At 58.8% G+C, this 23,660-nt stretch carries 23 protein-coding genes and 1 pseudogene; 13 read left to right on the forward strand and 11 right to left on the reverse strand.

The genetic code is table 11. The features are described 5' to 3' along the window. Positions 1–206, forward strand: a pseudogene (locus ACP7BE_RS18505) (hypothetical protein); the annotation flags it as partial. A gap of 308 nt (positions 207–514) precedes the next feature. Here the strand turns inward: ACP7BE_RS18505 and ACP7BE_RS18510 are convergent. Together ACP7BE_RS18510 and ACP7BE_RS18515 are read right to left on the reverse strand one after the other, a co-directional pair. Next, positions 515–2,008: a CoA-acylating methylmalonate-semialdehyde dehydrogenase gene (locus ACP7BE_RS18510; RefSeq protein ID WP_095001080.1), complete on the reverse strand. Its 1,494-nt coding sequence runs from the start codon at positions 2,006–2,008 to the stop codon at positions 515–517. Positions 2,009–2,089: 81 nt separating this feature from the next. Then, on the reverse strand, positions 2,090–3,439 hold the full coding sequence (locus ACP7BE_RS18515; protein ID WP_095001079.1) for an aspartate aminotransferase family protein: 1,350 nt from the start codon (positions 3,437–3,439) through the stop codon (positions 2,090–2,092). Between the two features lie 124 nt (positions 3,440–3,563). On the opposite strand from ACP7BE_RS18515, the gene ACP7BE_RS18520 reads away from it, so the two are divergent. The 5 genes from ACP7BE_RS18520 (at position 3,564) to ACP7BE_RS18540 (ending at position 7,679) form a co-directional block, all read left to right on the forward strand. Then, positions 3,564–4,484 carry a LysR family transcriptional regulator gene (locus ACP7BE_RS18520; RefSeq protein ID WP_095001078.1) on the forward strand — a complete coding sequence of 307 codons (921 nt, stop codon included), beginning with the start codon at positions 3,564–3,566 and terminating at the stop codon, positions 4,482–4,484. Positions 4,485–4,526: 42 nt separating this feature from the next. Then, positions 4,527–5,177 (forward strand): TetR/AcrR family transcriptional regulator, encoded by a 651-nt coding sequence (locus tag ACP7BE_RS18525; protein ID WP_426106821.1) that lies wholly within the window; start codon positions 4,527–4,529, stop codon positions 5,175–5,177. Positions 5,178–5,190: 13 nt separating this feature from the next. Beyond that, positions 5,191–5,793 (forward strand): IMPACT family protein, encoded by a 603-nt coding sequence (locus ACP7BE_RS18530; RefSeq protein WP_095027236.1) that lies wholly within the window; start codon positions 5,191–5,193, stop codon positions 5,791–5,793. A 157-nt stretch (positions 5,794–5,950) separates the two neighbouring features. Further along, a complete protein-coding gene (locus tag ACP7BE_RS18535; protein ID WP_095001075.1) occupies positions 5,951–6,637 on the forward strand; it encodes an SDR family oxidoreductase in 687 nt (228 codons plus the stop codon). Between the two features lie 88 nt (positions 6,638–6,725). Continuing rightward, positions 6,726–7,679, forward strand: coding sequence for an adenosine deaminase (locus ACP7BE_RS18540; protein WP_016783589.1), 954 nt, complete (start codon positions 6,726–6,728; stop codon positions 7,677–7,679). Between the two features lie 140 nt (positions 7,680–7,819). Here ACP7BE_RS18540 and ACP7BE_RS18545 read toward each other — a convergent pair whose 3' ends face one another. After that, positions 7,820–8,737 (reverse strand): LysR family transcriptional regulator, encoded by a 918-nt coding sequence (locus ACP7BE_RS18545; RefSeq protein WP_095001074.1) that lies wholly within the window; start codon positions 8,735–8,737, stop codon positions 7,820–7,822. A gap of 124 nt (positions 8,738–8,861) precedes the next feature. Here ACP7BE_RS18545 and ACP7BE_RS18550 point away from each other — a divergent pair, with 124 nt between their 5' ends. Next, positions 8,862–9,875 (forward strand): zinc-binding alcohol dehydrogenase family protein, encoded by a 1,014-nt coding sequence (locus ACP7BE_RS18550; protein ID WP_426106825.1) that lies wholly within the window; start codon positions 8,862–8,864, stop codon positions 9,873–9,875. A 124-nt stretch (positions 9,876–9,999) separates the two neighbouring features. Beyond that, positions 10,000–10,170, forward strand: a complete 171-nt coding sequence (locus ACP7BE_RS18555; RefSeq protein WP_130872246.1) for a sensor domain-containing protein — start codon at positions 10,000–10,002, stop codon at positions 10,168–10,170. A gap of 1 nt (position 10,171) precedes the next feature. Here the strand turns inward: ACP7BE_RS18555 and ACP7BE_RS18560 are convergent, their stop codons facing one another. Next, the gene (locus ACP7BE_RS18560) at positions 10,172–11,368 is read right to left on the reverse strand and encodes a multidrug effflux MFS transporter (RefSeq protein ID WP_095020833.1); all 1,197 of its coding nucleotides are present in this window, start codon (positions 11,366–11,368) and stop codon (positions 10,172–10,174) included. 276 nt (positions 11,369–11,644) lie between these two features. Then, positions 11,645–11,845, reverse strand: a complete 201-nt coding sequence (locus ACP7BE_RS18565; RefSeq protein WP_016783584.1) for a heavy-metal-associated domain-containing protein — start codon at positions 11,843–11,845, stop codon at positions 11,645–11,647. Positions 11,846–11,992: 147 nt separating this feature from the next. Between ACP7BE_RS18565 and ACP7BE_RS18570 the strand changes: the two genes are divergently transcribed. The 3 genes from ACP7BE_RS18570 to cueR all read left to right on the forward strand — a co-directional run bounded on the left by ACP7BE_RS18570 (position 11,993) and on the right by cueR (position 15,265). Then, a complete protein-coding gene (locus ACP7BE_RS18570) occupies positions 11,993–12,373 on the forward strand; it encodes a hypothetical protein (RefSeq protein ID WP_016783583.1) in 381 nt (126 codons plus the stop codon). Between the two features lie 84 nt (positions 12,374–12,457). Continuing rightward, positions 12,458–14,845 carry a heavy metal translocating P-type ATPase gene (locus ACP7BE_RS18575; RefSeq protein ID WP_150629238.1) on the forward strand — a complete coding sequence of 796 codons (2,388 nt, stop codon included), beginning with the start codon at positions 12,458–12,460 and terminating at the stop codon, positions 14,843–14,845. Positions 14,846–14,854: 9 nt separating this feature from the next. After that, positions 14,855–15,265, forward strand: a complete 411-nt coding sequence (gene cueR, locus ACP7BE_RS18580; RefSeq protein ID WP_095020831.1) for a Cu(I)-responsive transcriptional regulator — start codon at positions 14,855–14,857, stop codon at positions 15,263–15,265. A gap of 124 nt (positions 15,266–15,389) precedes the next feature. Here the strand turns inward: cueR and ACP7BE_RS18585 are convergent, their stop codons facing one another. Genes ACP7BE_RS18585 through ACP7BE_RS18595 form a run of 3 tightly spaced genes read right to left on the reverse strand, consistent with a single transcriptional unit; the run spans position 15,390 to position 18,143 of the window. Continuing rightward, positions 15,390–16,196, reverse strand: coding sequence for a sulfite exporter TauE/SafE family protein (locus tag ACP7BE_RS18585; protein ID WP_095001069.1), 807 nt, complete (start codon positions 16,194–16,196; stop codon positions 15,390–15,392). An 8-nt stretch (positions 16,197–16,204) separates the two neighbouring features. After that, positions 16,205–17,770: a TIGR01244 family sulfur transferase gene (locus ACP7BE_RS18590; protein WP_426106829.1), complete on the reverse strand. Its 1,566-nt coding sequence runs from the start codon at positions 17,768–17,770 to the stop codon at positions 16,205–16,207. A gap of 43 nt (positions 17,771–17,813) precedes the next feature. Then, on the reverse strand, positions 17,814–18,143 hold the full coding sequence (locus ACP7BE_RS18595) for an ArsR/SmtB family transcription factor (RefSeq protein ID WP_095001067.1): 330 nt from the start codon (positions 18,141–18,143) through the stop codon (positions 17,814–17,816). A gap of 92 nt (positions 18,144–18,235) precedes the next feature. Between ACP7BE_RS18595 and ACP7BE_RS18600 the strand changes: the two genes are divergently transcribed. Further along, entirely contained in the window at positions 18,236–19,099 is an 864-nt protein-coding gene (locus ACP7BE_RS18600) for an MBL fold metallo-hydrolase (RefSeq protein WP_296300875.1), read from the forward strand. Positions 19,100–19,307: 208 nt separating this feature from the next. On the opposite strand, the gene ACP7BE_RS18605 is transcribed toward ACP7BE_RS18600, so the two are convergent. Both ACP7BE_RS18605 and ACP7BE_RS18610 read right to left on the reverse strand, forming a co-directional pair. Then, entirely contained in the window at positions 19,308–20,201 is an 894-nt protein-coding gene (locus ACP7BE_RS18605) for a PA4780 family RIO1-like protein kinase (RefSeq protein ID WP_016783575.1), read from the reverse strand. A 126-nt stretch (positions 20,202–20,327) separates the two neighbouring features. Then, entirely contained in the window at positions 20,328–21,122 is a 795-nt protein-coding gene (locus tag ACP7BE_RS18610) for an AraC family transcriptional regulator (protein ID WP_095001065.1), read from the reverse strand. 82 nt (positions 21,123–21,204) lie between these two features. Here ACP7BE_RS18610 and ACP7BE_RS18615 point away from each other — a divergent pair, with 82 nt between their 5' ends. Further along, positions 21,205–22,257: a bile acid:sodium symporter family protein gene (locus tag ACP7BE_RS18615; protein WP_095001064.1), complete on the forward strand. Its 1,053-nt coding sequence runs from the start codon at positions 21,205–21,207 to the stop codon at positions 22,255–22,257. A gap of 50 nt (positions 22,258–22,307) precedes the next feature. Here ACP7BE_RS18615 and ACP7BE_RS18620 read toward each other — a convergent pair whose 3' ends face one another. Further along, on the reverse strand, positions 22,308–23,582 hold the full coding sequence (locus ACP7BE_RS18620) for an acetyl-CoA C-acetyltransferase (RefSeq protein WP_095019798.1): 1,275 nt from the start codon (positions 23,580–23,582) through the stop codon (positions 22,308–22,310). Positions 23,583–23,660 lie beyond the last annotated feature (78 nt).

The following is a 23,660-nucleotide window of genomic DNA, read 5'->3' on the forward strand; positions in this document are numbered from 1 at the left end:
CATCTTTGATTTCTCGCGGAGTAACTTGTGATGCTGATAATCTTGTTGACTATCAGTCTGACTCCACAAGCACCCACACGAATTGCTTGATTCAATTGTTAAAGAGCGGTTGGTCAGCTATTCGCTGTACCGATGCGCGCATTCTACAGCAGCCTCTGTTGCTGTCAAGCGGTTATTTTAAAATGTTTTCAAAGTTTCCTTTGTAACATCAACCACTTGCGCCTTCGATCTCTCGTTAGCGGGAGGCGAATTCTACAGCGTTACACGCTGCTGTCAACACCTCATTTCCTGCTTCGATGACTTGAAGCTGGCACTGCCAAAAACCATCCAACTCTTTGAAACTCAAGGAGTTTTCCGTTTCGACTGCGCCGGAAGAGGTGCGAATTATAGGCCGTTTGAACCTCGGGTCAAGCACTAGTTTCACACTTCTGTCATATAGCCTTGAAAGGGGCCTAAAAGCAGAGGCCAGCCTGACGGCTGGCCTCTTTTCTTCTATAGGCTGCTATCGCCTGCCTTACAGACTCGGAAAGGCAAACTGAGAGGCTTCATGGCTGGCACGTTGCGGCCAACGTTGTGTGATCGCCTTGCGACGCGTGTAAAAGCGCACGCCATCCGGGCCATAGGCATGCAGGTCACCAAACAGCGAACGTTTCCAGCCGCCGAAGCTGTGGTAGGCAACAGGTACTGGCAACGGTACGTTAACCCCCACCATACCCACTTCAATCTCGTCGCAGAACAAACGGGCCGCCTCTCCATCACGGGTGAAAATGCAGGTACCGTTACCGTACTCGTGATCATTGATCAGTTGCATGGCCTCTTCCAGGCTCTTGACCCGCACGATGCACAATACCGGCCCGAAGATCTCTTCTTTATAGATACGCATCTCAGGTGTCACGCGATCAAACAGGCAGCCCCCCAGGAAGAAGCCTTCTTCATGCCCCTTGATACTCAACCCGCGACCATCGACCACCAACTGCGCACCTGCTGCTACGCCATCATCGACATAGCCACTGACCTTGTCCCGCGCCTGACCGGTAACCAGGGGGCCCATGTCCAGACCGCACGAAGTCCCCGCACCAATTTTCAGCGCTTTGATTTGAGGAACCAGTTTGGCCACCAGGGCATCTGCCACCTGATCACCGACGCACACTGCAACCGAGATGGCCATGCAACGCTCGCCGCACGAACCATACGCTGCGCCCATCAGTGCACTGACTGCGTTATCGAGATCCGCATCCGGCATCAACACTGCGTGGTTTTTCGCCCCACCCAGTGCCTGCACGCGCTTACCGCGTTTGGTGCCTTCGGCGTAGATGTACTCGGCGATCGGGGTCGAGCCAACAAAACTCAGCGCTTTCACTTCCGGCGCCTCGATCAGTGCATCAACAGCTGACTTGTCGCCGTGCACCACGTTCATAACCCCCTTGGGCAAACCAGCTTCTTGCAGCAGTTGAGCAATCAACAGTGTCGAGCTTGGATCACGCTCCGAGGGCTTAAGAATGAAACAGTTGCCGCACACGATCGCCAACGGGTACATCCACAACGGAACCATGGCCGGGAAGTTGAACGGTGTAATCCCTGCAACTACACCCAGTGGCTGGAAGTCCGACCAGGCATCAATATTCGGGCCTACGTTACGACTGTATTCGCCCTTCAAGATTTCCGGAGCCGAGCAAGCGTATTCGACGTTCTCGATCCCGCGCTTCAGTTCACCCGCAGCATCCTCCAGAGTCTTGCCATGCTCTTCGCTGATCAACTGCGAGATCCGCGCTTCGTTCTGCTCAAGCAACTGCTTGAAACGGAACATCACTTGGGCACGCTTGGCAGGCGGGGTATTACGCCATGCCGGGAAGGCGGCCTTGGCTGCATCGATCGCCTGCTGGATTGTTTCACGGCTGGCCAGGGGAACCTGGTGGATCACTTTACCGGTGGACGGGTTATACACATCTGCGGTGCGCCCGGAATCGTTCAGCAACTCGCCATTGATCAGGTGTTGAATAGTGCTCATGGATGCTCCAGAAAGTTGTCCACAGGCGCGAACGCTGCGCGCCTGGGTGAATGCATTAAGTGTCGCTTCTATATAGAAGGATCAGTCGATCTGATTCAGCGCTTCGCCGACCGCATCGAACAAGCGATCCAGGTCTTGCGGCTTGCTGTTGAACGTTGGCCCGAACTGCAGGGTGTCGCCGCCGTAGCGCACGTAGAAACCGGCTTTCCACAGTTTCATCGCTGCATCGAACGGGCGCACAATTGCATCGCCATCACGCGGCGCAATCTGGATTGCACCCGCCAGGCCATAGTTGCGAATGTCGATGATGTTCTTCACGCCCTTCAAACCGTGCAATGCATTCTCAAAATGCGGTGCAACTTCAGCCACGCTCTGTACCAGGTTCTCTTTTTGCAATAGATCAAGCGCAGCAATACCCGCAGCACAGGCTACGGGGTGAGCCGAATAGGTATAGCCATGAGGGAATTCAACCGCGTACTCAGGCGTCGGCTGATTCATGAACGTGTGATAAATCTCGCTGGTAGCGATAACAGCCCCCATCGGAATCGCGCCGTTGGTGACTTGTTTGGCAATACACATCAAGTCAGGTGTCACGCCGAAGCTGTCAGCACCAAACATTGAGCCTGTACGACCAAAGCCAGTGATCACTTCATCGAACACCAACAGGATATTGTGCTGGTCGCAGATTTCCCGCAGACGTTTCAGATAACCCTGAGGCGGAACCAATACCCCCGCCGAGCCTGCCATCGGTTCTACAAAAACGGCAGCAATGTTCGACGCATCGTGCAATTCGATCAGCTTGAGCAGTTCATCGGCCAGGGCAATCCCGCCCTGCTCGGGCATGCCGCGAGAAAATGCGTTGCTTGCCAACAGGGTGTGGGGCAGATGATCCACATCCATCATTGCCTGGCCAAACAGTTTGCGGTTGCCGTTCACCCCACCCAGGCTGGTGCCTGCAATGTTCACTCCATGGTAGCCGCGGGCACGGCCAATCATTTTGGTTTTGCTCGACTGGCCTTTTAGACGCCAGTAGGCACGCACCATCTTCACCGCCGTGTCGGCACACTCCGACCCCGAGTCGGTGAAGAACACGTGATTGAGGTTGCCCGGCGTCAACTCGGTGATTTTTTCTGCCAGCTTGAAAGACAGCGGATGGCCGTACTGGAACGCCGGCGAGTAATCGAGGGTGCCCAATTGTCTGGCCACGGCTTCCTGGATTTCAGTACGGGTATGCCCTGCGCCGCAGGTCCAAAGACCTGACAGCGAATCGTAAATCTGCCGACCCTTATCATCCGTCAGATAACTGCCCTTGGCCGCGACGATAAAGCGCGGATCGCGATGGAAGTTACGGTTGGCAGTGTAAGGCATCCAGTGAGCATCCAGCTTGAGCTGGCTGGTCAGGTTCAATTCGGCGTTTTCGGGCATGTTCATCAGCAAAACCTCGCAAGGCAAAAGCGGCGTGGGATGTTGAAAGCGTTGTTGCGCCTAAATTGCCACGGCTATAAAGTCCATGAAATCCAACTCTTCTAACCTTTAGTCAGGCATACACTAAACTATGAGCAGCCGTCGCCCCGATGCACTGGCCCAGGTCAGCGACTTTGATATTCGACTGCTGCGTATTTTTCGCAGCGTCGTGGAGTGCGGCGGCTTTTCGGCAGCAGAGACGGTACTGGGCATTGGCCGTTCTGCCATCAGCCAGCAGATGAGCGATCTTGAACAGCGCCTGGGTTTACGCCTGTGCCAACGTGGGCGAGCGGGTTTTTCACTGACAGAGGAAGGTCGTGAGGTCTACCACTCTGCGCTGCAATTACTCGGCGCACTTGAGAGCTTTCGTACCGAGGTCAACGGCCTTCACCAGCATTTGCGCGGCGAACTGACCATTGGCCTGACCGATAACCTGGTCACCCTGCCCCATATGCGTATCACCCATGCACTGGCCCAACTCAAGGAGCGTGGGCCTGATGTACAGATTCATATCCGCATGATCTCGCCCCATGAAGTTGAACAGGGTGTGCTCGACGGCCGCCTGCATGTGGGTGTGGTGCCCCAGGCCAGCACATTGTCCGGGCTTGAGTACCAGCCGCTCTACAGTGAGCGTTCACTGTTGTATTGCGCCGTAGGCCATCCGCTGTTTTATGTCGACGACAGGCAATTGGAAGATGCACGCTTGAATGCTCAGGATGCCATTGCCCCCACCTTTCGCCTGCCCTCGGATATCCAGGCCCACTACCAGGCGCTCAATTGCACCGCCAGCGCGTCGGATCGCGAAGGCATGGCCTTTTTGATTTTGACCGGGCGCTATATCGGTTACCTGCCCGACCATTACGCCAGCCTGTGGGTTCAGCAGGGCCGCTTGCGGGCACTGAAGGCAAAAACACGTTTCTACGATTTGAGCCTGGCATCGGTGACACGTAAAGGCCGGCGCCCGCATCTGGTCCTGGAAAGTTTCCTTGAGAGCCTGGAAGCGACGCGTTAACGTGAAAAACTTCGCTACACAAACAGGTTGCCCGGAGCGCCCATGACCCTTGAAGTTCCTGCCCATGACGGCAAGCCTCCCAGCCGTATCCGGCAGAAAAACGAAGAGGCCATTCTCAAGGCCGCCGAAGATGAGTTTGCCCGTCACGGCTTCAGAGGCACCAGCATGAACGCCATCGCCCTGAGTGCCGGGCTGCCAAAGGCCAATCTGCATTATTACTTCACCAACAAGCTAAGCCTGTATATCGCAGTACTGAGCAATATCATCGAGCTATGGGACCGTACCTTCAACGTTTTGACCGCTGACGATGACCCGGCCCAGGCCCTGACTCAGTATATCCGCGTAAAAATGGAGTTTTCCCGGCGACAGCCCCAGGCTTCGCGAGTGTTTGCGATGGAAATCATCAGTGGCGGGGCCTGCCTGACCGAGTATTTCTCACAAGACTACAGAGCTTGGTTTCAAGGTCGTGCAGCTGTGTTCCAGGCCTGGATAGATGCAGGCAAGATGGACCCGGTCGACCCGGTCCATCTGATTTTCCTGCTATGGGGCAGCACCCAGCATTACGCCGACTTTTCGACACAGATTTGCCGCGTAACGGGGCGCAAGCACCTGACCAAACAGGATATGCATGCGGCCTGTGACAACCTGATCCGTATCATTCTCAAAGGCTGCGGCCTGACGCCCGCAGTCTAAGCCTGGAACCGACATGCCTTCGACCCTCACGGGGCTTTGCGAGTACCGCGAAGAAATCCGTAAAAGCCGCTTTATTACTTTTGCTGCCCCCATCACCAGCGCCCAGCAGGCCCTCGAATTTATCGAGCAACACAGCGACCTGAATGCCTCGCACAATTGCTGGGCGTGGAAACTTGGTGGGCAGTACCGCAGCAGTGATGATGGCGAACCTGGCGGCACCGCGGGCCGCCCGATACTCTCGGCCATTGAAGCGCAGGACTGCGATCAGGTCGCGGTGCTGGTTATCCGCTGGTATGGCGGCATTCAGCTGGGCACCGGCGGCCTGGCTCGGGCCTATGGCGGTGGCGCTAACAAATGCCTGCAAAACGCCGAAAAACTGCCGTTGGTCAGCCGTATCGCACTCAGTTGCTCTTGCAGTTTCAGCGAGCTGGCATTGGTCAAACTGCGCCTGGTTGAACTCAACGGCCTGATCACCGGCGAAGCCTTCACTGCCAATGGCGTTGACCTGCAACTGGCGCTGGTCGAAGAACAGATTGCTCCCGCGCGACAGCTTTTAGCGGACCTTAGCCGCGGCAGGATCCTGCTGCATCGTGACGCTGTCGAGCCAGCCCCATAAAAATGCTATTTTCCGACATCCATAGTTGCCCACAGTCACTGTGCACCCACCTGTGGATAACCTGAGCACATGCGGCCACAGCCCTTGTGTGCTGGGGGCTTGAAGCACTTGTACGATTTTTAACCAACTCATATCAACTTTGTAGAGGACGCTACTCATGACCGCAAAAAAAGCACTGATCATCGGAGCTTCACGTGGCCTGGGCCTGGGTCTGGTCAAGGAGTTGCTTGCCGATGGCTGGGACGTAACCGCCACTGTGCGCCACCCACAAAAAGCCGATGCCCTGAAGGCATTGGGGCCGGTGCGCATCGAACAACTGGACATGAACAATCAACAGGCGATCAAGGCATTGGGCAATACCTTGCACAATGAAGTCTTCGATCTGCTGTTTATCAATGCCGGGGTCAAAGGCCCGGACGACCAGCTGTCGGGCAATGCAACGCTGGCCGAGGTGGGGCAGCTGTTTTTCACCAACAGCGTGGCACCGATCAATGTGGCCCGGGAGTTTGTCAGCCGGATCCGTAAGGACAGTGGCGTACTGGCATTTATGAGCTCAGTACTCGGCAGTGTCACTCAACCTGATGCCCCCGAAATGGCCCTCTACAAGGCCAGCAAAGCGGCTCTCAACTCGATGACCAATACCTTTGTACTGTATGAACTGGGCGACAATAACCCGACTGTGCTGTCCATGCACCCGGGCTGGGTAAAAACCGATATGGGCGGCGAAGGCGCCGACATTGATGTCGAAACCAGCACCCGTGGCCTGGTGGCACAGGTCAAGGCATTTGCCGGAAAAGGCGGCCATCACTTTATCGACTACAAGGGCCAGACGATTCCCTGGTAGGCAGCCTGCGACAAATGGCGGGGGAATTGTGCCCCCTCCGACCTGTAGAATGTCGCCATCTGTACCCGATTTGATGAGAAAACCTTTTATGTATGACTGGCTGAACGCCCTGCCAAAAGCTGAACTGCACATGCATCTGGAGGGTTCCCTGGAACCCGAGTTGCTGTTTTCGCTGGCCGAGCGCAACAAGATCGCCCTGCCCTGGAACGACGTTGAAACCCTGCGCAAGGCGTATGCCTTCAACAACCTGCAAGAATTCCTCGATCTTTATTACAAAGGCGCCGACGTACTGCGTACCTCCCAGGACTTCTACGACCTGACCTGGGCCTACCTGTTGCGCTGTAAAGAACAGAACGTCATTCACACAGAACCCTTCTTCGACCCGCAAACCCACACCGATCGTGGCGTGCCGTTTGAAGTCGTGCTCAATGGCATTGCCAGCGCACTTAAAGATGGCGAGCAGCAACTGGGTATCACCAGCGGCCTGATCCTCAGCTTCCTGCGCCATTTGAGCGAAGAAGAAGCAGAAAAGACCCTCGATATGGCCCTGCCATTTCGCGATGCCTTTGTCGCCGTTGGCCTCGACAGTTCAGAAATGGGCCACCCACCGAGCAAGTTTGTGCGCGTATTCGACCGCGCCCGTGATGAAGGCTTCCTGACCGTTGCCCACGCGGGTGAAGAAGGCCCGCCGGAGTACATCTGGCAAGCCTTGGACTTGCTCAAGATCCAGCGTATCGACCATGGCGTGCGCGCCATTGAAGACGAACGTCTGATGCAACGCATCATCGACGAGCAGATCCCGTTGACCGTATGCCCGTTGTCCAACACCAAACTCTGTGTGTTTGATCACATGTCGCAACACAACATTCTCGACATGCTTGAGCGTGGCGTAAAAGTGACCGTCAACTCTGATGACCCGGCCTACTTTGGCGGTTATATGACTGAGAACTTCCACGCGCTGTACACCGATCTGGGCATGACCCAGGACCAGGCCAAACGCCTGGCGCAAAACGGTCTGGATGCGCGGTTGGTCAAGCCGTAACACGCGGTCTCCCCTGTGGGAACGGGCTTGCCCACGATGGCATCAACTCGATCAGGCAGACACACCTGATTGTCAGCATCGCGAGCAAGCCCGCTCCCACAGACATTTGAAACTGCAACACCGTCACTACCACAGCAGTTTTACTGTTTCCCCGGGTACAACTTGCTCAACATCGCACAGCGCTCACTGAGCATGTCGCGCAAGAGCCGCACCGGTTTACTCAATTGCGCCCGGTGACCACACAGCAGATTCAGCGGCGCCCGCTCGCACATCAGCCCCGGCAGTAACACCTTGAGCCGCCCGCTCTGCACATCTCCCGCCACATCCAGCCACGACTTGTAGGCAATGCCCTGCCCGGCAACCGCCCACAAGCGCACCACGTCGGCATCATCGCTGAAACGATTGCCGCTTACCGTCAGCCCCAGTTCGCGCTTGCCGTCATTGAATTGCCAATGGTCGTGAACCCGCGTGCCGAGCATGTACAACAGGCAATTGTGTTGCAGCAACTGCTCAAGCTGACGCGGCTCGCCCTTGCGCGCCAGGTAGTCGGGGGACGCACACAGCACCCGGCGGTTATCCGGGGCCACCGGCAGCGCCACCAGGCTGGAGTCTTCCGGCTCGCCGTAACGCAAGGCGATATCCACAGGCTGGCGGAACAGGTCGGCAATCCGGTCACCCAATAACAGGCGCACGGTGAGTTGCGGATGCTCACGCTGGAACTCATCCAGCCAGGGCAGCAACAGATTACGGCCGAAGTCTGAAGGTGCCGACAGTTGCAACACTCCGCTAACCTGATCTTGCCCACGCGCCAACAAGCGTCGCCCCTCATCGAGGCTAGCGAGTGCCGTACGCGCATATTCAAGAAAGCCTTCGCCTTCGGCCGTCAGACGCAAACTTCGGGTTGAACGCGCCAGCAGGCGCGCGCCCAGTTGAGCTTCTATCCGTTTGAGAGCAGCGCTGGCCACCGCCGGGGACATATCCATCACCCGGGCCGCCGCAGACAAACTGCCCAAGTCAGCCGCGTGAACGAACAATTGCAGATCATCGAAACGCAGCATTCACAATCCACCCGACCATTATCAATAAAAAATTGAAAGAGACTGCTGTTTTAGCCGGTTTTATCGCGCGATGAAATAGCCAATTATCACTGCCAGTTTCTTAATCATCTTCAGGACATGTCCCATGAAAGCTGTCGCCTACTACCACTCGTTACCGATTCAAGACCCGATGGCCCTGCAAGATATCGAGTTGCCAGAGCCGGTGGCCGGCCCCCGGGATTTGCTGGTCGAGGTCAAAGCCATTTCCGTAAACCCGGTGGACACCAAAGTGCGCCAGAACGTGCAGCCCGAGGCCGACACTGCCAAGGTACTGGGCTGGGATGTGGCCGGTGTGGTCAAGGCCGTCGGCAGTGAAGTCAGCTTGTTCAAGGTCGGAGACAAGGTCTTTTACGCAGGCTCCATTGCCCGTGCCGGGGCCAACAGTGAACGTCATGTAGTGGATGAACGCATCGTCGGGCATATGCCCAAAAGCCTCGATTTCGCACAGGCCGCAGCGTTGCCGTTGACCGCCATCACTGCCTGGGAGTTGTTGTTTGAGCGCCTTGGCGTCAACGAGGGCAAGACCGACGAGCAACAAAGCCTGCTGATCGTCGGCGCGGCGGGTGGTGTGGGTTCAATCCTGACGCAACTGGCCAGCCAACTGACTGCGCTCAAGGTGATTGGTAGCGCATCTCGCCCTGAAACCCAGGCCTGGGTCCGTGAGCTGGGCGCCGATCTGGTTATCGACCACAGCCAGCCGCTGAGCGAAGAACTCAAGCGTCACGGCATCGACGCCGTCACCCATGTTGCCAGCCTGACCCAGACTGACCAGCATCTCGATCAGTTGGTAGAAGCACTGGCACCACAGGGCAAACTGGCGCTGATTGATGATCCCAAGGCGCTGGATATCACCAAACTCAAACGCAAGAGCCTGTCACTGCACTGGGAGTTCATGTACACCCGCTCGCTGTTCCAGACCCCGGACATGATCGAGCAACATCTCCTGCTCAATCGTGTCGCCGGGCTGATCGATGCGGGCACCCTGCGTACCACGGTCGGCGAGCACTTTGGCAGCATCAATGCCACCAACCTGCGCCGCGCCCATGCACTGCTGGAAAGCGGCAAGGCCAAGGGCAAGATTGTGCTCGAAGGCTTCTGAGAGGACGTCTGACGGGACCCATGTGGTCATTTTTTAACCGTCAGTCAGAGACTTGATTCCGGGCATTTTAATCAAAGTTTTTCGGCATACACTGGCCTCCTTTGCGAACCGAAGGAGGCCAGTCATGAAAATCCTGATAAAAGCGCTAGCAAGATCCCGCGACTGCAAATGGCAGGTGCAAATCGACCAGCAAGCCGTCAACTTTCGCAGCGAGGCCGAGGCCCGGGCCTTTGTCGACAAGCTGCAATCGCGCCTGCATGCCCCGCACCGCCTGCCCGAACGTTTGGCTGGCTGAATCAGACCGGCTGCTGAGCGGCGATCCGTGCGGTGTACAGGCGCCGGGTCGCCACTGCCAGGCCCACTGCCACAAGCCCGCACAGGGTGATGACCATCGCCATTGGCATTGCGCTGCCGTCGTGCAATACCCCCACCAGTGATGCCGCCCCCGCCGCCACGCTGAACTGTAAGCAACCCAGCATCGCCGAGGCACTGCCGGCGCGCGCGCCCTGCCCGCTCATGGCGCAGGCCGAGGCATTGGGAATGATGCAGCCCAGGCTGGCAATGCAGATAAACAGCGGCACCAGCAGCGGCCACAGTTGTTCGGTATGCAAACTGCTGACGCCCAGCAAGACCAGACCCGCCGCCAGATACACCCACACCATGCGCGACAGCAAAAAGGCCGGGCCACGCTTGGCCAGCAGGCGGGCGTTCAACTGCGCCACCAGGATAAAGCCGGCCGCGTTGGTACCGAACAACCAGCCGTAATGCTCGGCAGGCACGCCATAGAGTTTGATAAATACGAAAGGTGAACCCGCGATGTAGGCAAACATCCCGGCCATTGCGATCCCCCCCGTCAGGGCATGGCCAAGGAACTCGCGATCCTTGAGCAACCGCCCGTACTGGCGCAATGCCCCCGACAGCGGCTGACGTGGCACGTTGGCCGGCAGGCTTTCAGGCAAGCCAAGCGCTACGGCCGTTGCCGCCAATGCGCTGAACACCGTCAACACCAGGAAAATCGATTGCCAGCCATACAGGTTGACCAGCAACCCACCCAACATCGGCGCCAGGATTGGCGCCAGGCCCATAACCAGCATCAATTGTGAAAACACTTTGGCCGACTGCACCGCGTCGCATTTGTCACTGACAATGGCCCGCGAAAGGACCATGCCCGCACAGCCGCCAAGGGCCTGGACAAACCGGGCACCAATCAGCCACTCCAGGGTCGGCGCAAAGGCGCATGCCAGTGACGCGACAGTGAATAGCCCGACGCCCACCAGCAGCGGCACGCGCCGGCCGAAGCGGTCCGCTACCGGGCCATAGGCCAGCTGACCGATGGACAGGCCTAGAAAGTACACGGCCAGCGTCAGTTGTATCTGGGTTTCGTCGGTTGCAAAGGCTTGTGCCATCGCCGGGAAGCCCGGCAGGTAAAAGTCGATCGCCAAAGGACCGAAGGCACTCAGGGCGCCAAGAATCAAGATTGTTCGAAGGTTCATCAGGTATCCAGGGATCAGGCTGCGATTAGCGCAAGCTGACAGTTTAGCTGTGGTTATCGACCCTGAACATTAAGTTAGCGAGCTAGCTAATAAATCACCTTGAACCCGTCCTGAAACAACACCGCCGTAGCAGCTGCCGAGGAACGAGGCTGCGTTCGGCGGCGCAGCCGCCGTAAGTCTGACCTTGCGGTGCGCCAGTCAGAGCTTGCTCTTAGCATCCACGACGACTACGTCGCCGAACGCAGCCTCGTTCCTCGGCAGCTGCTACATACAGGTTTAGTGCGCCGTGCGCGCCTCAAACCCGGCATTGGTGATCACGTCGATAATTTGCAACGGTGATACGTTGCTGTCCACCTTGACGGTTTTGCTCGCCAGGTCCACTTCAACCTTCGCGTCTTTATCCACCGTCTGCACTGCACGGGTCACCGCGCCCACACAGCCACCACAGGTCATACCGTCTACCTTGAACGTTTGCATGATTACGCCTCCTGTTTGAGATATGCCTACAGCTTCGACCTTGCCATCGTGGCAAGGTCAAGCCCGTTGTTTCACGCGCTGACTGGCAATCCATCCCGTGCTCGGCCAAGCTGCAAGCCTTGCGATTTGATAACAGGATACTTAGCCATGCGCTGGACCGCTTTGAGCCTAGTCAGCCTTTTGGGTCTTGCCAGTGTGCCGCTGTGGGCAAATGCCGATCAGGACTACGGAGTGCTGATCATTTCCCGCGAACGCCTTGAGGTGCCGACCAACTGCGAAGTGGGTGTGTACATCGACGACCAACTGGCCGGGCGATTGTTTCAGGAGCAGGCCCTGGCCTTTAACCTGCCGCCCGCCAGCGTCGATATCCGCCTCAAGCTGCTCCCCGGGCAAGCCCCCGGCTGCCTGCCCGGCATGCTGGTGCCGCCCGCGCAGCAGTTCACCCTGAAGGCCGGGGATGTGCGCAAATACCGCATCGCCCTGGGTAAACAGGGTATGTACCTCAAGCCCGCCAAACTGGAATATTGAGCGGCAAACAACGAACAGCAAGAAGCCTTGACCTTGCCATGGGGTCAAGGTCGATTCTATGGATAGATAACTTCTTGAGGAGGACTGCTCGTGCCCACCCAATTCGATCTGCCGATTGATGGCATGACCTGTGCCAGCTGTGCAGGGCGTGTGGAAAAATCCCTGGCCAAAGTGCCCGGTGTACGTTCGGTCAGCGTCAACCTGGCCACTGAACAGGCCCGTATCGAAGCGCCTGCCGAGAGCCTGCCGGCACTGGTCGAGGCTGTGCAACAGGCAGGCTATAGCGTGCCCGCCCACAGCCTGGAACTGGATATCAGTGGCATGACCTGCGCCTCGTGCGCAGGGCGCGTAGAAAAAGCCCTGGCCAAGGTGCCCGGGGTCAAGAGCGTCAGCGTCAACCTCGCCACCGAGCGGGCCCATGTCGAATTGCTCGGCCAGGTTGATCCGGGCCTGCTGATCAATGCGGTCACTCAGGCCGGCTATGGTGCCAGCCTCCACCAGAGCGAAAAAACCACCGAAGACGATCAGCAAAAACGCCTGCACCGTGAACGCTGGGCGCTGACCCTGGCTATCGTACTGGCGCTGCCGCTGGTGCTGCCGATGCTGCTTGCGCCTTTTGGCATCCATTGGATGCTGCCCGCCTGGGCCCAGTTTGTATTGGCGACCCCGGTGCAGTTTGTTCTGGGCGCGCGTTTTTATGTGGCCGCGTGGAAAGCCGTCAAGGCCGGCGCCGGCAATATGGACCTGCTGGTCGCCCTGGGCACCAGTGCCGGTTATGGCCTGAGCCTGTATGAATGGGCCATCGCCGAACCCGGCAGCATGCCCCATCTGTATTTCGAGGCCTCGGCGGTTGTGATCGCCCTGGTGCTGCTGGGCAAATATCTCGAAAGCCGTGCCAAGCGCCAGACCGCCAGCGCCATCCGCGCCCTTGAAGCCCTTCGCCCCGAACGCGCCTTGCGCATGGTCGACGGCCAGGAACAGGATGTCGCCATCAGTGATTTGCGTCTCAATGATCTGGTGCTGGTCAAACCCGGCGAGCGGTTCCCGGTGGATGGCGAAGTGGTTGAAGGCCAAAGCCATGCCGACGAGGCCCTGATCAGTGGCGAAAGCCTGCCGGTGCCGAAACAGCCTGGGGATAAAGTCACCGGCGGCGCCATCAATGGCGAAGGTCGCTTGATTATCAAGACCATGGCCCTGGGGACGGAGACCGTACTGGCGCGCATTATCCGCCTGGTGGAGGACGCGCAGTCCGCCAAGGCGCCGATCCAGAAGCTGGTGGACAAGGTCAGCCAGGTATTCGTGCCCGTTGTGCTGCTGATTGCCCTGGCCACGCTGCTGGGCTGGTGGCTCTACGGCGCGCCGATTGAAACCGCTCTGATCAACGCTGTCGCGGTACTGGTAATTGCCTGCCCTTGTGCCCTGGGCCTGGCGACCCCCACTGCAATCATGGCCGGCACCGGCGTTGCAGCCCGCCACGGGATTCTGATCAAAGACGCCGAAGCCCTCGAACGCGCCCACGAAGTCAGTGCCGTGGTTTTCGACAAAACCGGCACCCTGACTTCAGGCACGCCGCAAATTGCTCACTTCAGTGCGCTGGACGGTGATGAAGCACGCTTGCTGCAAGCCGCCGGTGCCCTGCAGCGGGGCAGCGAACACCCGCTGGCCAAGGCCGTACTGGATGCTTGCGCGGCGCGTGATTTAAAAGTGCCGGACGTTACCGACAGCCAGTCGCTGACCGGCCGCGGTATTGCCGGCACCCTGGAAGGCCGTCGCCTGGCCCTGGGCAACCGCCGCCTGCTGGAAGAAACCGGTCTCAATCCGGGCTCGCTCGCCGCATCGGCCAGCGCCTGGGAAACCGAAGGTCGCACGCTGTCCTGGCTGATCGAACAAAGCCCGCAGCCCCAAGTGCTGGGCCTGTTCGCCTTTGGTGACACACTCAAGCCCGGTGCCCAGTCGGCCATCGCCCAGCTCAATGCCCGTCATATCAGCAGTCACCTGTTGACCGGCGACAACCGCGGCAGTGCCAAAGTAGTGGCCGAGGCCCTGGGAATCAGCGATGTTCACGCCGAAGTGTTGCCCGCCGACAAGGCCGCGACCGTGGCCGAACTGAAAAAAACCGGTGTAGTGGCCATGGTCGGCGACGGTATCAACGACGCCCCGGCACTGGCCGCGGCCGATATCGGTATCGCCATGGGCGGTGGCACCGATGTGGCCATGCACGCAGCGGGCATCACTCTGATGCGCGGCGACCCGCGGTTGGTACCGGCAGCACTGGAGATCAGCCGCAAGACCTACGCCAAAATCCGGCAAAACCTGTTTTGGGCATTTATCTACAATGTGATCGGCATTCCGTTGGCTGCTTTCGGCTTTTTGAACCCTGTGCTGGCAGGCGCGGCCATGGCTTTTTCCAGTGTCAGCGTGGTCAGCAATGCGTTGCTGCTCAAATTCTGGAAGCCCAGGGATCTTGAATAAGGAGGCGTCATGAATATCGGCCAGGCCGCCAGACACAGCGGCTTGAGCGCCAAGATGATTCGTTATTACGAATCCATCGGTCTGCTCAAACCCGCGCAACGCAGTGACAGCGGCTACCGCCTTTACAGCGATGACGACCTGCATACCCTTGCGTTTATCAAACGCTCGCGGGACCTGGGGTTTTCGCTGGAAGAGGTCGGCAAGCTGCTGACCCTGTGGCAGGATCGCCAGCGCGCCAGCGGCGATGTGAAGGCACTGGCGCGCCAGCATATTGAAGAGTTGAACCAGAAGATCGCCGAGCTGAGCAGCCTGCGCGACACCTTGCAGGATCTGGTCGAAAGCTGTCAGGGCGACCACCGCCCTGACTGCCCGATCCTCAAGGACCTGGAGTCAGGCCCATGCTGCACCGTAAAGACATGATCATCTGCATGATCTGCTGATAAACCTGTGGGAGCGGGCTTGCTCGCGATTCAGGCGCCAAGGTGTATCTGGCTGACCAAGGTGATGCCATCGCGAGCAAGCCCCGCTCCCACAGGAACGTTAATCAGAAAGCTGTCAGCAGCACTTTAGCCAGCATCAGCACGCCAATCACCGCACACAGCCCCGCGAATCCCTGCTGTAGCCACTGGGCCGAGACGTGCGGGGCAATCACCCGCCCGGCAATCATTCCGGCCAGGGTGGCGCCAATAAATATCACGCCTTCATTCGACAGGCTCACGCCCTGGCTCATCAGATTGCCCAAGGTGCCCAGCGATACCAGCGCCACCACCATCAAGGACGTGGACACCACGGCGTGGATACGCACGTCACTGAACTTGCGAAATGCCGGCACGATCAAGAACCCGCCGCCCACACTCAATAACCCCGTCAGCAACCCCGAGGTAGCACCAATGGATACCAGGGTCATGCTGCAGCGGGCATTCCAGGTCAGTCGCCCGGTTGCAGGGTTGAGCATGCAGTTTTTTTCCAGTACCCCCAGGCTGCCGTCATCGCGGGCATCCGCCCGGGCCTGCAGGAACATGCGCACTGAGACAAACATCATCACCGCGCTGAACATCAACACCAGCACCTTGGCCGGCATCAACCGGGCAAGGTGCAGCCCGATGGGCGAGGTGGTCGAGCCGACCAGCGCCATCAACGCCGCTGCCTTGTAGCGCACCAGCCCCTTGCGCAGGCCATCCAGCGCCCCCAGTGCCGCTGCCGTGCCTACGGCCAGCAACGCCACCGGTGTCGCTTGCGCCAGGGTCCAGCCCAGCCCCAGAGTCAGCGCCGGGATGGCCAGGATGCCGCCACCGGCACCGGTCAGCCCGAGCACCAACCCCACCAGCATGCCAAATAAAATAATCAACATGGTCAGGGTCAATCCGGCTTGCAGTCAGTGAACCACTCGCGGCCTTTGAGCATGCCTTGCCAGTAAAACCACGGCAGCAATGTGGCCTTGAGCAGCCACGCCGATTTGCGGGGTACGGTCGGGTCCAGGGGAAAGGTGGGTAGCAGTTTGCCGCCATAGCCGAATTCAGCCAGGATCACCTTGCCGTTTTCTACGGTCAGCGGGCAGGAGCCATAGCCGTCATAGCGCTTGGGCAAGGTCACGCCCTTGCGCAGTGCGAGCAGATTTTCGGCCACCACGACCACTTGCTTGCGGGTTGCCGCCGCGGTCTTGGCATTGGGTGTATTGCACACATCGCCCAGGGCGAAGATTTCGGGGTAGCGTGGATGTTGCAGGGTCGCCGGATCGGTCTCGAACCAGCCCGCCTTGTCCGCCAGTTCACTGCGGCGGATCACATCGGGCGCCTGCTGCGGTGGCACCACATGCAGCAGGTCGAAGGTTTTAGCAACACAAGTCACACCGCCCTTGGCATCAGTCACATCAAACCAGGCCGTTCTGGCGGGACCGTCAACCTTGACCAGATTGGACTGGAAGGCCAATTGAGCCTTGTAGGCTTCAACGTACTTCATCAGCGGCGGGACAAAAGCCGGCACGCCAAACAACACCGCCCCCGCCAGGTTGAACTCCACCTTGATAGCGTCCAGAGCACCGCGTTTGCGCCAATGATCGCAGGCCAGATACATGGCTTTTTGCGGCGCACCCGCACACTTGATCGGCATGCCCGGCTGGGTAAACAGTGCCTTGCCGCCCTTCAGGCTGCGCACCAGTTCCCAGGTATAGGGCGCCAGATCGTGACGATAGTTGGAGGTCACGCCATTCTTGCCCAGGGTTTCTTCAAGGCCCTCGATATTTTCCCAAGCCAGTTCCAGCCCCGGGCAAACGATCAGTTGCTGGTAACCCAGCTCGCTGCCATCGCTGAGCAGCACAACCTTGCGCTGCGGAGCAAAGGCACACAGCGACGCCTTGACCCACACAGCACCTTTGGGCATGACCGCAACGGTGGGGCGAACCGTGTTTTTGATATCGTAGGCCCCTCCCCCGACCAGCGTCCAGGCGGGCTGGTAATAGTGTTCGGTGCTGGGCTCGATCACGGCGATACGCAAGGCCGGGCTACGCTTCAACAGGCTGGCCGACACCGAAATACCGGCCGAGCCACCGCCCACCACGACCACATCGTACTGCCTGGCCTCACGCGTGCCCTGGGTGGCCGCTTCAAAAAGCTTGGCAGAGCGATTGCCCGTGCGGCAGTACGCCAGCACCGGTTTGGGCAACTCGTCGAGCAGTTCACGCAATTGCTGCACCTGCCCGGGTGTTGCGCCGCTGGTCGCTACTGGCAGATAGGCAAAGCTCAGCCCCAGGGCCTGCGCGGCCTGTTGCATCGCGGTGTGTTCGGGTTGCTCAGGCCCGCCTTCATGGTCGGGGCGGTTGCACATCACGCTGGCAAAACCCAGCGCAGCCAAGGATTGGAGATCAGACTGCTCGATCTGACCGGTCACGGAAAATGACGCGTCGATTCGCTTGATGCTTTGCTCCATTGAGCACTCCAGGCACAACTAAAATGAATGGATTGGGAGGGCGTTACTTTTTGAGCGCTTGCCCGCAATACAGCCCCGACAGGGTCTGCATCACAGAAACCACTTCAAAGCTGGCGAGTGAGTAGAAAATGTATTTCCCCAGCCTTCGGGTATTGACCATGCCCTCATCGCGCAACACACCGAGTTGTTGCGACAGTGTGGGTTGTCTGATGCCGGTCAGCGCTTCAAGTTCGCCGACATTGCGCTCACCTTGAGTCAACTGGCAGAGCAGCAGCAGGCGATCTTCATTGGCCAACGCTTTGAGAAGGGTGCAGGCTTTGGAAGCAGAGTCGCGCAGAAGCCCGATTTCTTCGCTGGTTAGCTGAGCAGTCATGAAAAGCTCCGGTGCGTGATGGTCGACAGTCTACGACTCGATAATATATCTTTCAATATATTGATCATTCAACGACCGCCACGAGGCCCCTCATGCATCCCGAAATTCAAGGTTTCTTCGACCCGGCGACGTCGACCGTGAGCTACGTGGTCCATGCTGCTGGCAGCGTGGAGTGCGCAATCATCGACCCGGTGCTGGACTACAATGCCGCCGCCGGGCGTATCAGCACCGTCAGTGCCGACGCTATCGCCGCTTTCGTGCAGGCTGAAGGCCTGAAGGTGCAATGGCTGCTGGAGACCCACGCCCATGCCGACCACCTGTCGGCCAGTGCTTACCTCAAGCGCAAGCTGGGCGGTCAGATCGGCATCGGTGCTGCCATCACCCAGGTCCAGGGAGTGTTTCGCGACATCTATAACCTTGAGCCGGAATTCAAGCTTGATGGCTCGCAGTTCGATCGCCTGTTCGAGCCCGACGAGCTGTTTCATATCGGGCGACTAGAGGTGCGGGCGCTGCATGTGCCCGGCCATACCCCGGCCGATATGGCCTATCAGGTAGAACAGCACAGCCTGTTTGTGGGCGATACCCTGTTTATGCCTGATGTGGGCACCGCCCGTTGCGACTTCCCGGGTGGCGATGCGCGGCAGTTGTATCAATCGATCAAGCGCCTGCTGGCATTGCCTGAGTCGACCCGCCTGTTTATGTGCCATGACTACCCGCCAGCCGGGCGCGAAGCCTGCTGGTCGACCACGGTGGGTGAACAGCGGGCAAAAAACATCCACGTCAATGACAGCATCGACCTGGCAGGTTTTGTCGGCATGCGTACGGCCCGCGATGCCACCCTCGGGGTTCCGGCGCTGCTGATTCCGGCGATTCAGGTCAATATTCGTGCAGGCAACCTGCCGCCTGCGGATGACAGCGGCCTGTGCAGCCTGAAGATTCCGCTGAACCGGTTTTGAGCGCCCAAACACTTGCCAGGAACAGGGCAGCAGCGGTTTTGATGAGCGGCGCATTACCCGTGGGAGCTGGCTTGCCTGCGATGCAAACACCGCGCTCTGACAGGTAAAACACGGTGATTCCATCGCGAGCAAGCCCGCTCCCACAAGAACCCGGGCAGCCCCAGGCGCATAAAAAATCCGGCCTGAGCCGGATTTTTTAGTTAGCCAATTACTGCATCCACGGGGGTGGTGGCTCTTCAGCCTTGCTCGGTGGCGCATCATCGGCAGCACGCACTGCCTGGCGGAAAGCTTCGTCCAGACGTGCAGCTTCGATTTCGCGCATCACCCCGCCGACATCCGCCAGCTCGTCCGGCTCGTCAAACTCGCCCGTCAACACACTGCCAGGGTGCAGGGTGGCAGCTTCGTAAAGTGCCCACATTTCCTTGGCGTACTTGGTCTTCTTCAGTTCCGGCGCAAAACGCCCGAAATAGGAAGCCATGTTGCCCACGTCACGCTCCAGCATGTTGAAGGCGTGGTTGTTACCCGCCGCATCGACCGCCTGGGGCAAGTCGATGATGACCGGGCCGGTTGGCGTCAGCAAAACGTTGAACTCGGACAAGTCGCCGTGAACCAGCCCCGTACACAGCATCAGCACGATTTGCTGAATCAGGAACTCGTGGTACTCGCGGGCCTGATCCGGCTCCAGCACCACGTCATTGAGACGCGGAGCCGCATCGCCGTACTCGTCCGCCACCAGTTCCATCAACAGCACGCCTTCGAGGAAGTCGAACGGTTTAGGAACCCGCACACCCGCACCGGCCAGGCGAAACAGTGCCGCTACCTCGGCGTTTTGCCAGGCATCTTCGGTTTCTTTACGACCGAACTTCGAGCCCTTGGCCATCGCTCGGGCCTGACGGCTGTTGCGAACCTTGCGACCCTCCTGATATTCGGCGGCCTGGCGGAAACTTCGTTTGTTGGCCTCCTTGTAAACCTTGGCGCATCGCAGCTCATTGCCGCAGCGGACTACGTATACAGCTGCTTCCTTGCCACTCATGAGTGGGCGCAGCACCTCGTCGATCAGACCGTCTTCGATCAGGGGTTCTAAGCGTTTTGGAGTCTTCATCAGCTTTTATTGTGGGTCCTTTATTACCAAACACGCGAATGTCATTCGTTATACGGCAATCCACTCACCACGGGGAGAGGGCAAACGATTTGAATGATAGACGAGCAACACGTTTTGAGCACCGACTTAACCCTGTCGAAACAAGTCACCCGGGGTAAAGCCGAACATCTTTTTAAACGCCGCAATAAACGCCGACGTTGATTCATACCCGCAAGACAGCGCCGCCCGCGTGACATGACCGCCCTCCTCCAGCACCCGTAACGATGACAGAAGACGCACCCGCTGCCGCCAACTGCGGAAACTCAAGCCTGTTTCACGTTGAAACAAACGCATCAGGGTTTTTTCGGACATCCCCAGCCGATCCGACCACAGGCCCAGGTTCGCCTCGGCATCAGGGGTTTCGACCAGCTCATTGCACAGCACCAGCAAACGTTCATGACGGGGCAACGGCAGTGAAAAACCGACCTCGGGCAGGCTTGCCAACTGGTCCAGCAGCACCGCCACCAAGCGTTGCTCGCAGCTCCCGCCCTCGGGGTAGTCGACGGGCAGCGCACAAAAGCTTTTGATCAGCTCCCGGGCCAGCGGCGTGACCTCCAATACCCGGCACTGCCCCGGCGCCCATTGGCAGTCCTCACGGCGCACATAGAGGCTGCGCATTTCAGCGCGCATCGAGGTGATCACTTCATGCTCCAGCCCGGCCGGAATCCAGATACCCCACTGCGGCGGCGCAAAAAAACTGCCCTCGTCGGTATGTACGCCCAGCACACCACTAATGGCGTACGAAAACTGCACCCAATCGTGTCGATGGCGCGGTGTCCACGAACCCGCGCCCAGGCTTTCGGCCCGGGCATACAGGGGTCGTGGCAGGGCATCGAGTACCGGAATGGCACGCGGCAGCCCACGTTGTCCGTTTGGCGGCATTGATTGGCCTTATATCGCAAGACGACAGATTGCTGCGACGTTAGGCTAAGTCATCAATTCTTACAATGTTGCGGTGCCGACAATGCCTGTACTCAAACATCTCAAACGAATGTTCACCGACTGGTTTCTGTGCGGCATGCTGCTGGCGACTTTCCTGGCCTATGTGTTTCCGCATTTCGGTAGCACTGGCGGTGCAATGCACGCGGAATGGGTGATCAATATCGGAGTGTTTCTGGTGTTTTTCCTGCACGGGGTGAACCTGTCCAGTGAGCAGATCAGTCACGGTCTGAAAAACATTCGCCTGCACGTTATGGTGCAGGGCTTTACCTTTATCGTCTTCCCGCTGATCTGGGTGGTCGCCAACAAGCTGTTGGGCGCCCATATCCCGCCGCTGCTGATGTTGGGATTTTTCTACCTGTGTGCCCTGCCCTCGACCATCTCCTCGTCGGTGGCACTGACCGGCAGTGCTGGAGGCAATGTGCCGGCAGCGATTCTTAACGCCAGCCTGTCCAGCGTGCTGGGGATTTTCCTGACACCCTTGCTGGTCAGCTTCGTGGTGGGCAGCGGCGCAGGGGGCATCGACCTGGGTTCAACCCTGCTCGACCTGTGCGCCATGCTGTTGCTGCCGCTGGTGCTGGGCCAGTTGGTGCGCCCGCTGTGCGGACGCTTTTTTGCCCGGCACAAGCGCTACACCAATATCTGCGACAAGGTGGTGATTCTGCTGCTGGTTTACGCCGCGTTCTGCAACTCGATGGTCTCGGGCATGTGGCAACAGCAGGGCAGTTCGGTGATTGTCAGTGCATTGGTCGGCAGTGCGGTCCTGCTGGCGATTATCCTGTGGATGACCACCCGCACCGCCCGCGCCCTGAAATTCAGCACCGCAGATGAAATCGCTGCAGTGTTCTGCGCCAGCAAGAAATCCCTCGCGGCAGGTGCGCCGATGGCGGCCCTGATTTTCGGGGCCAACCCGGGGCTGGGCCTGATTTTATTGCCGATCATGATCTACCACCCACTGCAGTTGATCGTGTGTTCGGTGATGGCCGAGAGTTATGCCACGCGCAGTCGCGCAGAAGCCAAACACAACAACATCTCGGGTGGGAGCGGGCTTGCTCGCGATGCCGACGCCACGGCGTAACAGGCACACCGCATTGCGCCCATCGCGAGCAAGCCCGCTCCCACAGACGGCTATCGCTCAATTATTGCAGTAACACCCTGCCCGCCCGCCGCGCAGATCGAGATCAAACCTCGACCCTGCCCGGCGGTGGCCAGCAGCTTGGACATATTGGTCACGATACGCCCGCCCGTCGCCGCAAACGGATGACCCACCGCCAGGGAACTGCCCTTGACATTGAGTTTGCTGCGATCAATCGCCCCCAGCGCTGCATCAAGCCCCAGCCGGCTTTTGCAGTAAGGCTCGTCCTCCCAGGCCTTCAAGGTGCACAGCACCTGCGCGGCAAATGCCTCGTGAATCTCGTAGTAGTCAAAGTCCTGCAAGGTCAGGCCATTACGCGCCAGCAGCCGTGGGACGGCGTATACCGGTGCCATCAATAACCCTTCTGCACCGTGTACGAAATCTACAGCAGCTGTTTCACCATCGCGCAAATACGCCAAGACCGGCAAGCCGCGCTCCCTGGCCCATTCTTCACTGCCCAACAAGACCGTCGACGCACCATCGGTCAGTGGCGTGGAGTTGCCCGCCGTCAACGTGCCCTTGGCGCTGCGCTCAAATACGGGCTTGAGGGCGGCCAGTTTCTCCAGGGTCAGGTCGGCACGCAGGTTGTTATCGCGGCTCAGGCCCATAAATGGCGTAAGCAGATCATCTTCCCAGCCGGCGTGGTAAGCCGCCGTCAGTGCCTGATGGCTGTGCAGCGCCAGCTCGTCCTGCTCAACCCGGGGGATGTTCCAGGTTTGCGCCATCAACTCGCAGTGCTGGCCCATCGACAGCCCGGTGCGAGGCTCGCCGTTGCGTGGAAATTCGGGCTTCAAAAAGCCCGGACGCAACTGCAGCAACGCCTTGAGCTTGTCCACAGGTGCCTTGAGGCGATTGAACTGCAGCAGCCATTTGCGCAGCCCGTCATTGATGCCGATCGGAACATTGGAGGCAGAGTCCACGCCACCGGCAATCCCGCACTCGATCTGCCCCAGGGCAATCTTGTTGGCCACCAGCAATGCCGCCTCAAGCCCTGTACCGCAGGCCTGCTGCAAGTCATAGGCGGGAGTTTGCGGCGACAGCCGCGAGCCCAGCACACATTCGCGGGTCAGGCTGAAATCCCGCGAATCCTTGAGCACCGCCCCGGCCACTACTTCGCCCATGCGCAACCCGTGAAGGTTGTATCGCTCGATCAGCCCTTCCAGCGCCGCCGTCAGCATGTCCTGATTACTGGCAGTCGCATAAGGCCCGTTGGCGCGAGAAAACGGGATTCGATTACCACCAATAATTGCTACACGACGCAGACTCATACGATTCACCCTATTCTCTTAAATCCATTAATCGTTACCAGCGTAGGCCTTATTGCCGATAACGAACGACCACGGTCT

Source organism: Pseudomonas sp. TWR1-1-3 (assembly GCF_049896805.1).
In the GTDB taxonomy this organism is placed as follows: domain Bacteria; phylum Pseudomonadota; class Gammaproteobacteria; order Pseudomonadales; family Pseudomonadaceae; genus Aquipseudomonas; species Aquipseudomonas bubulae.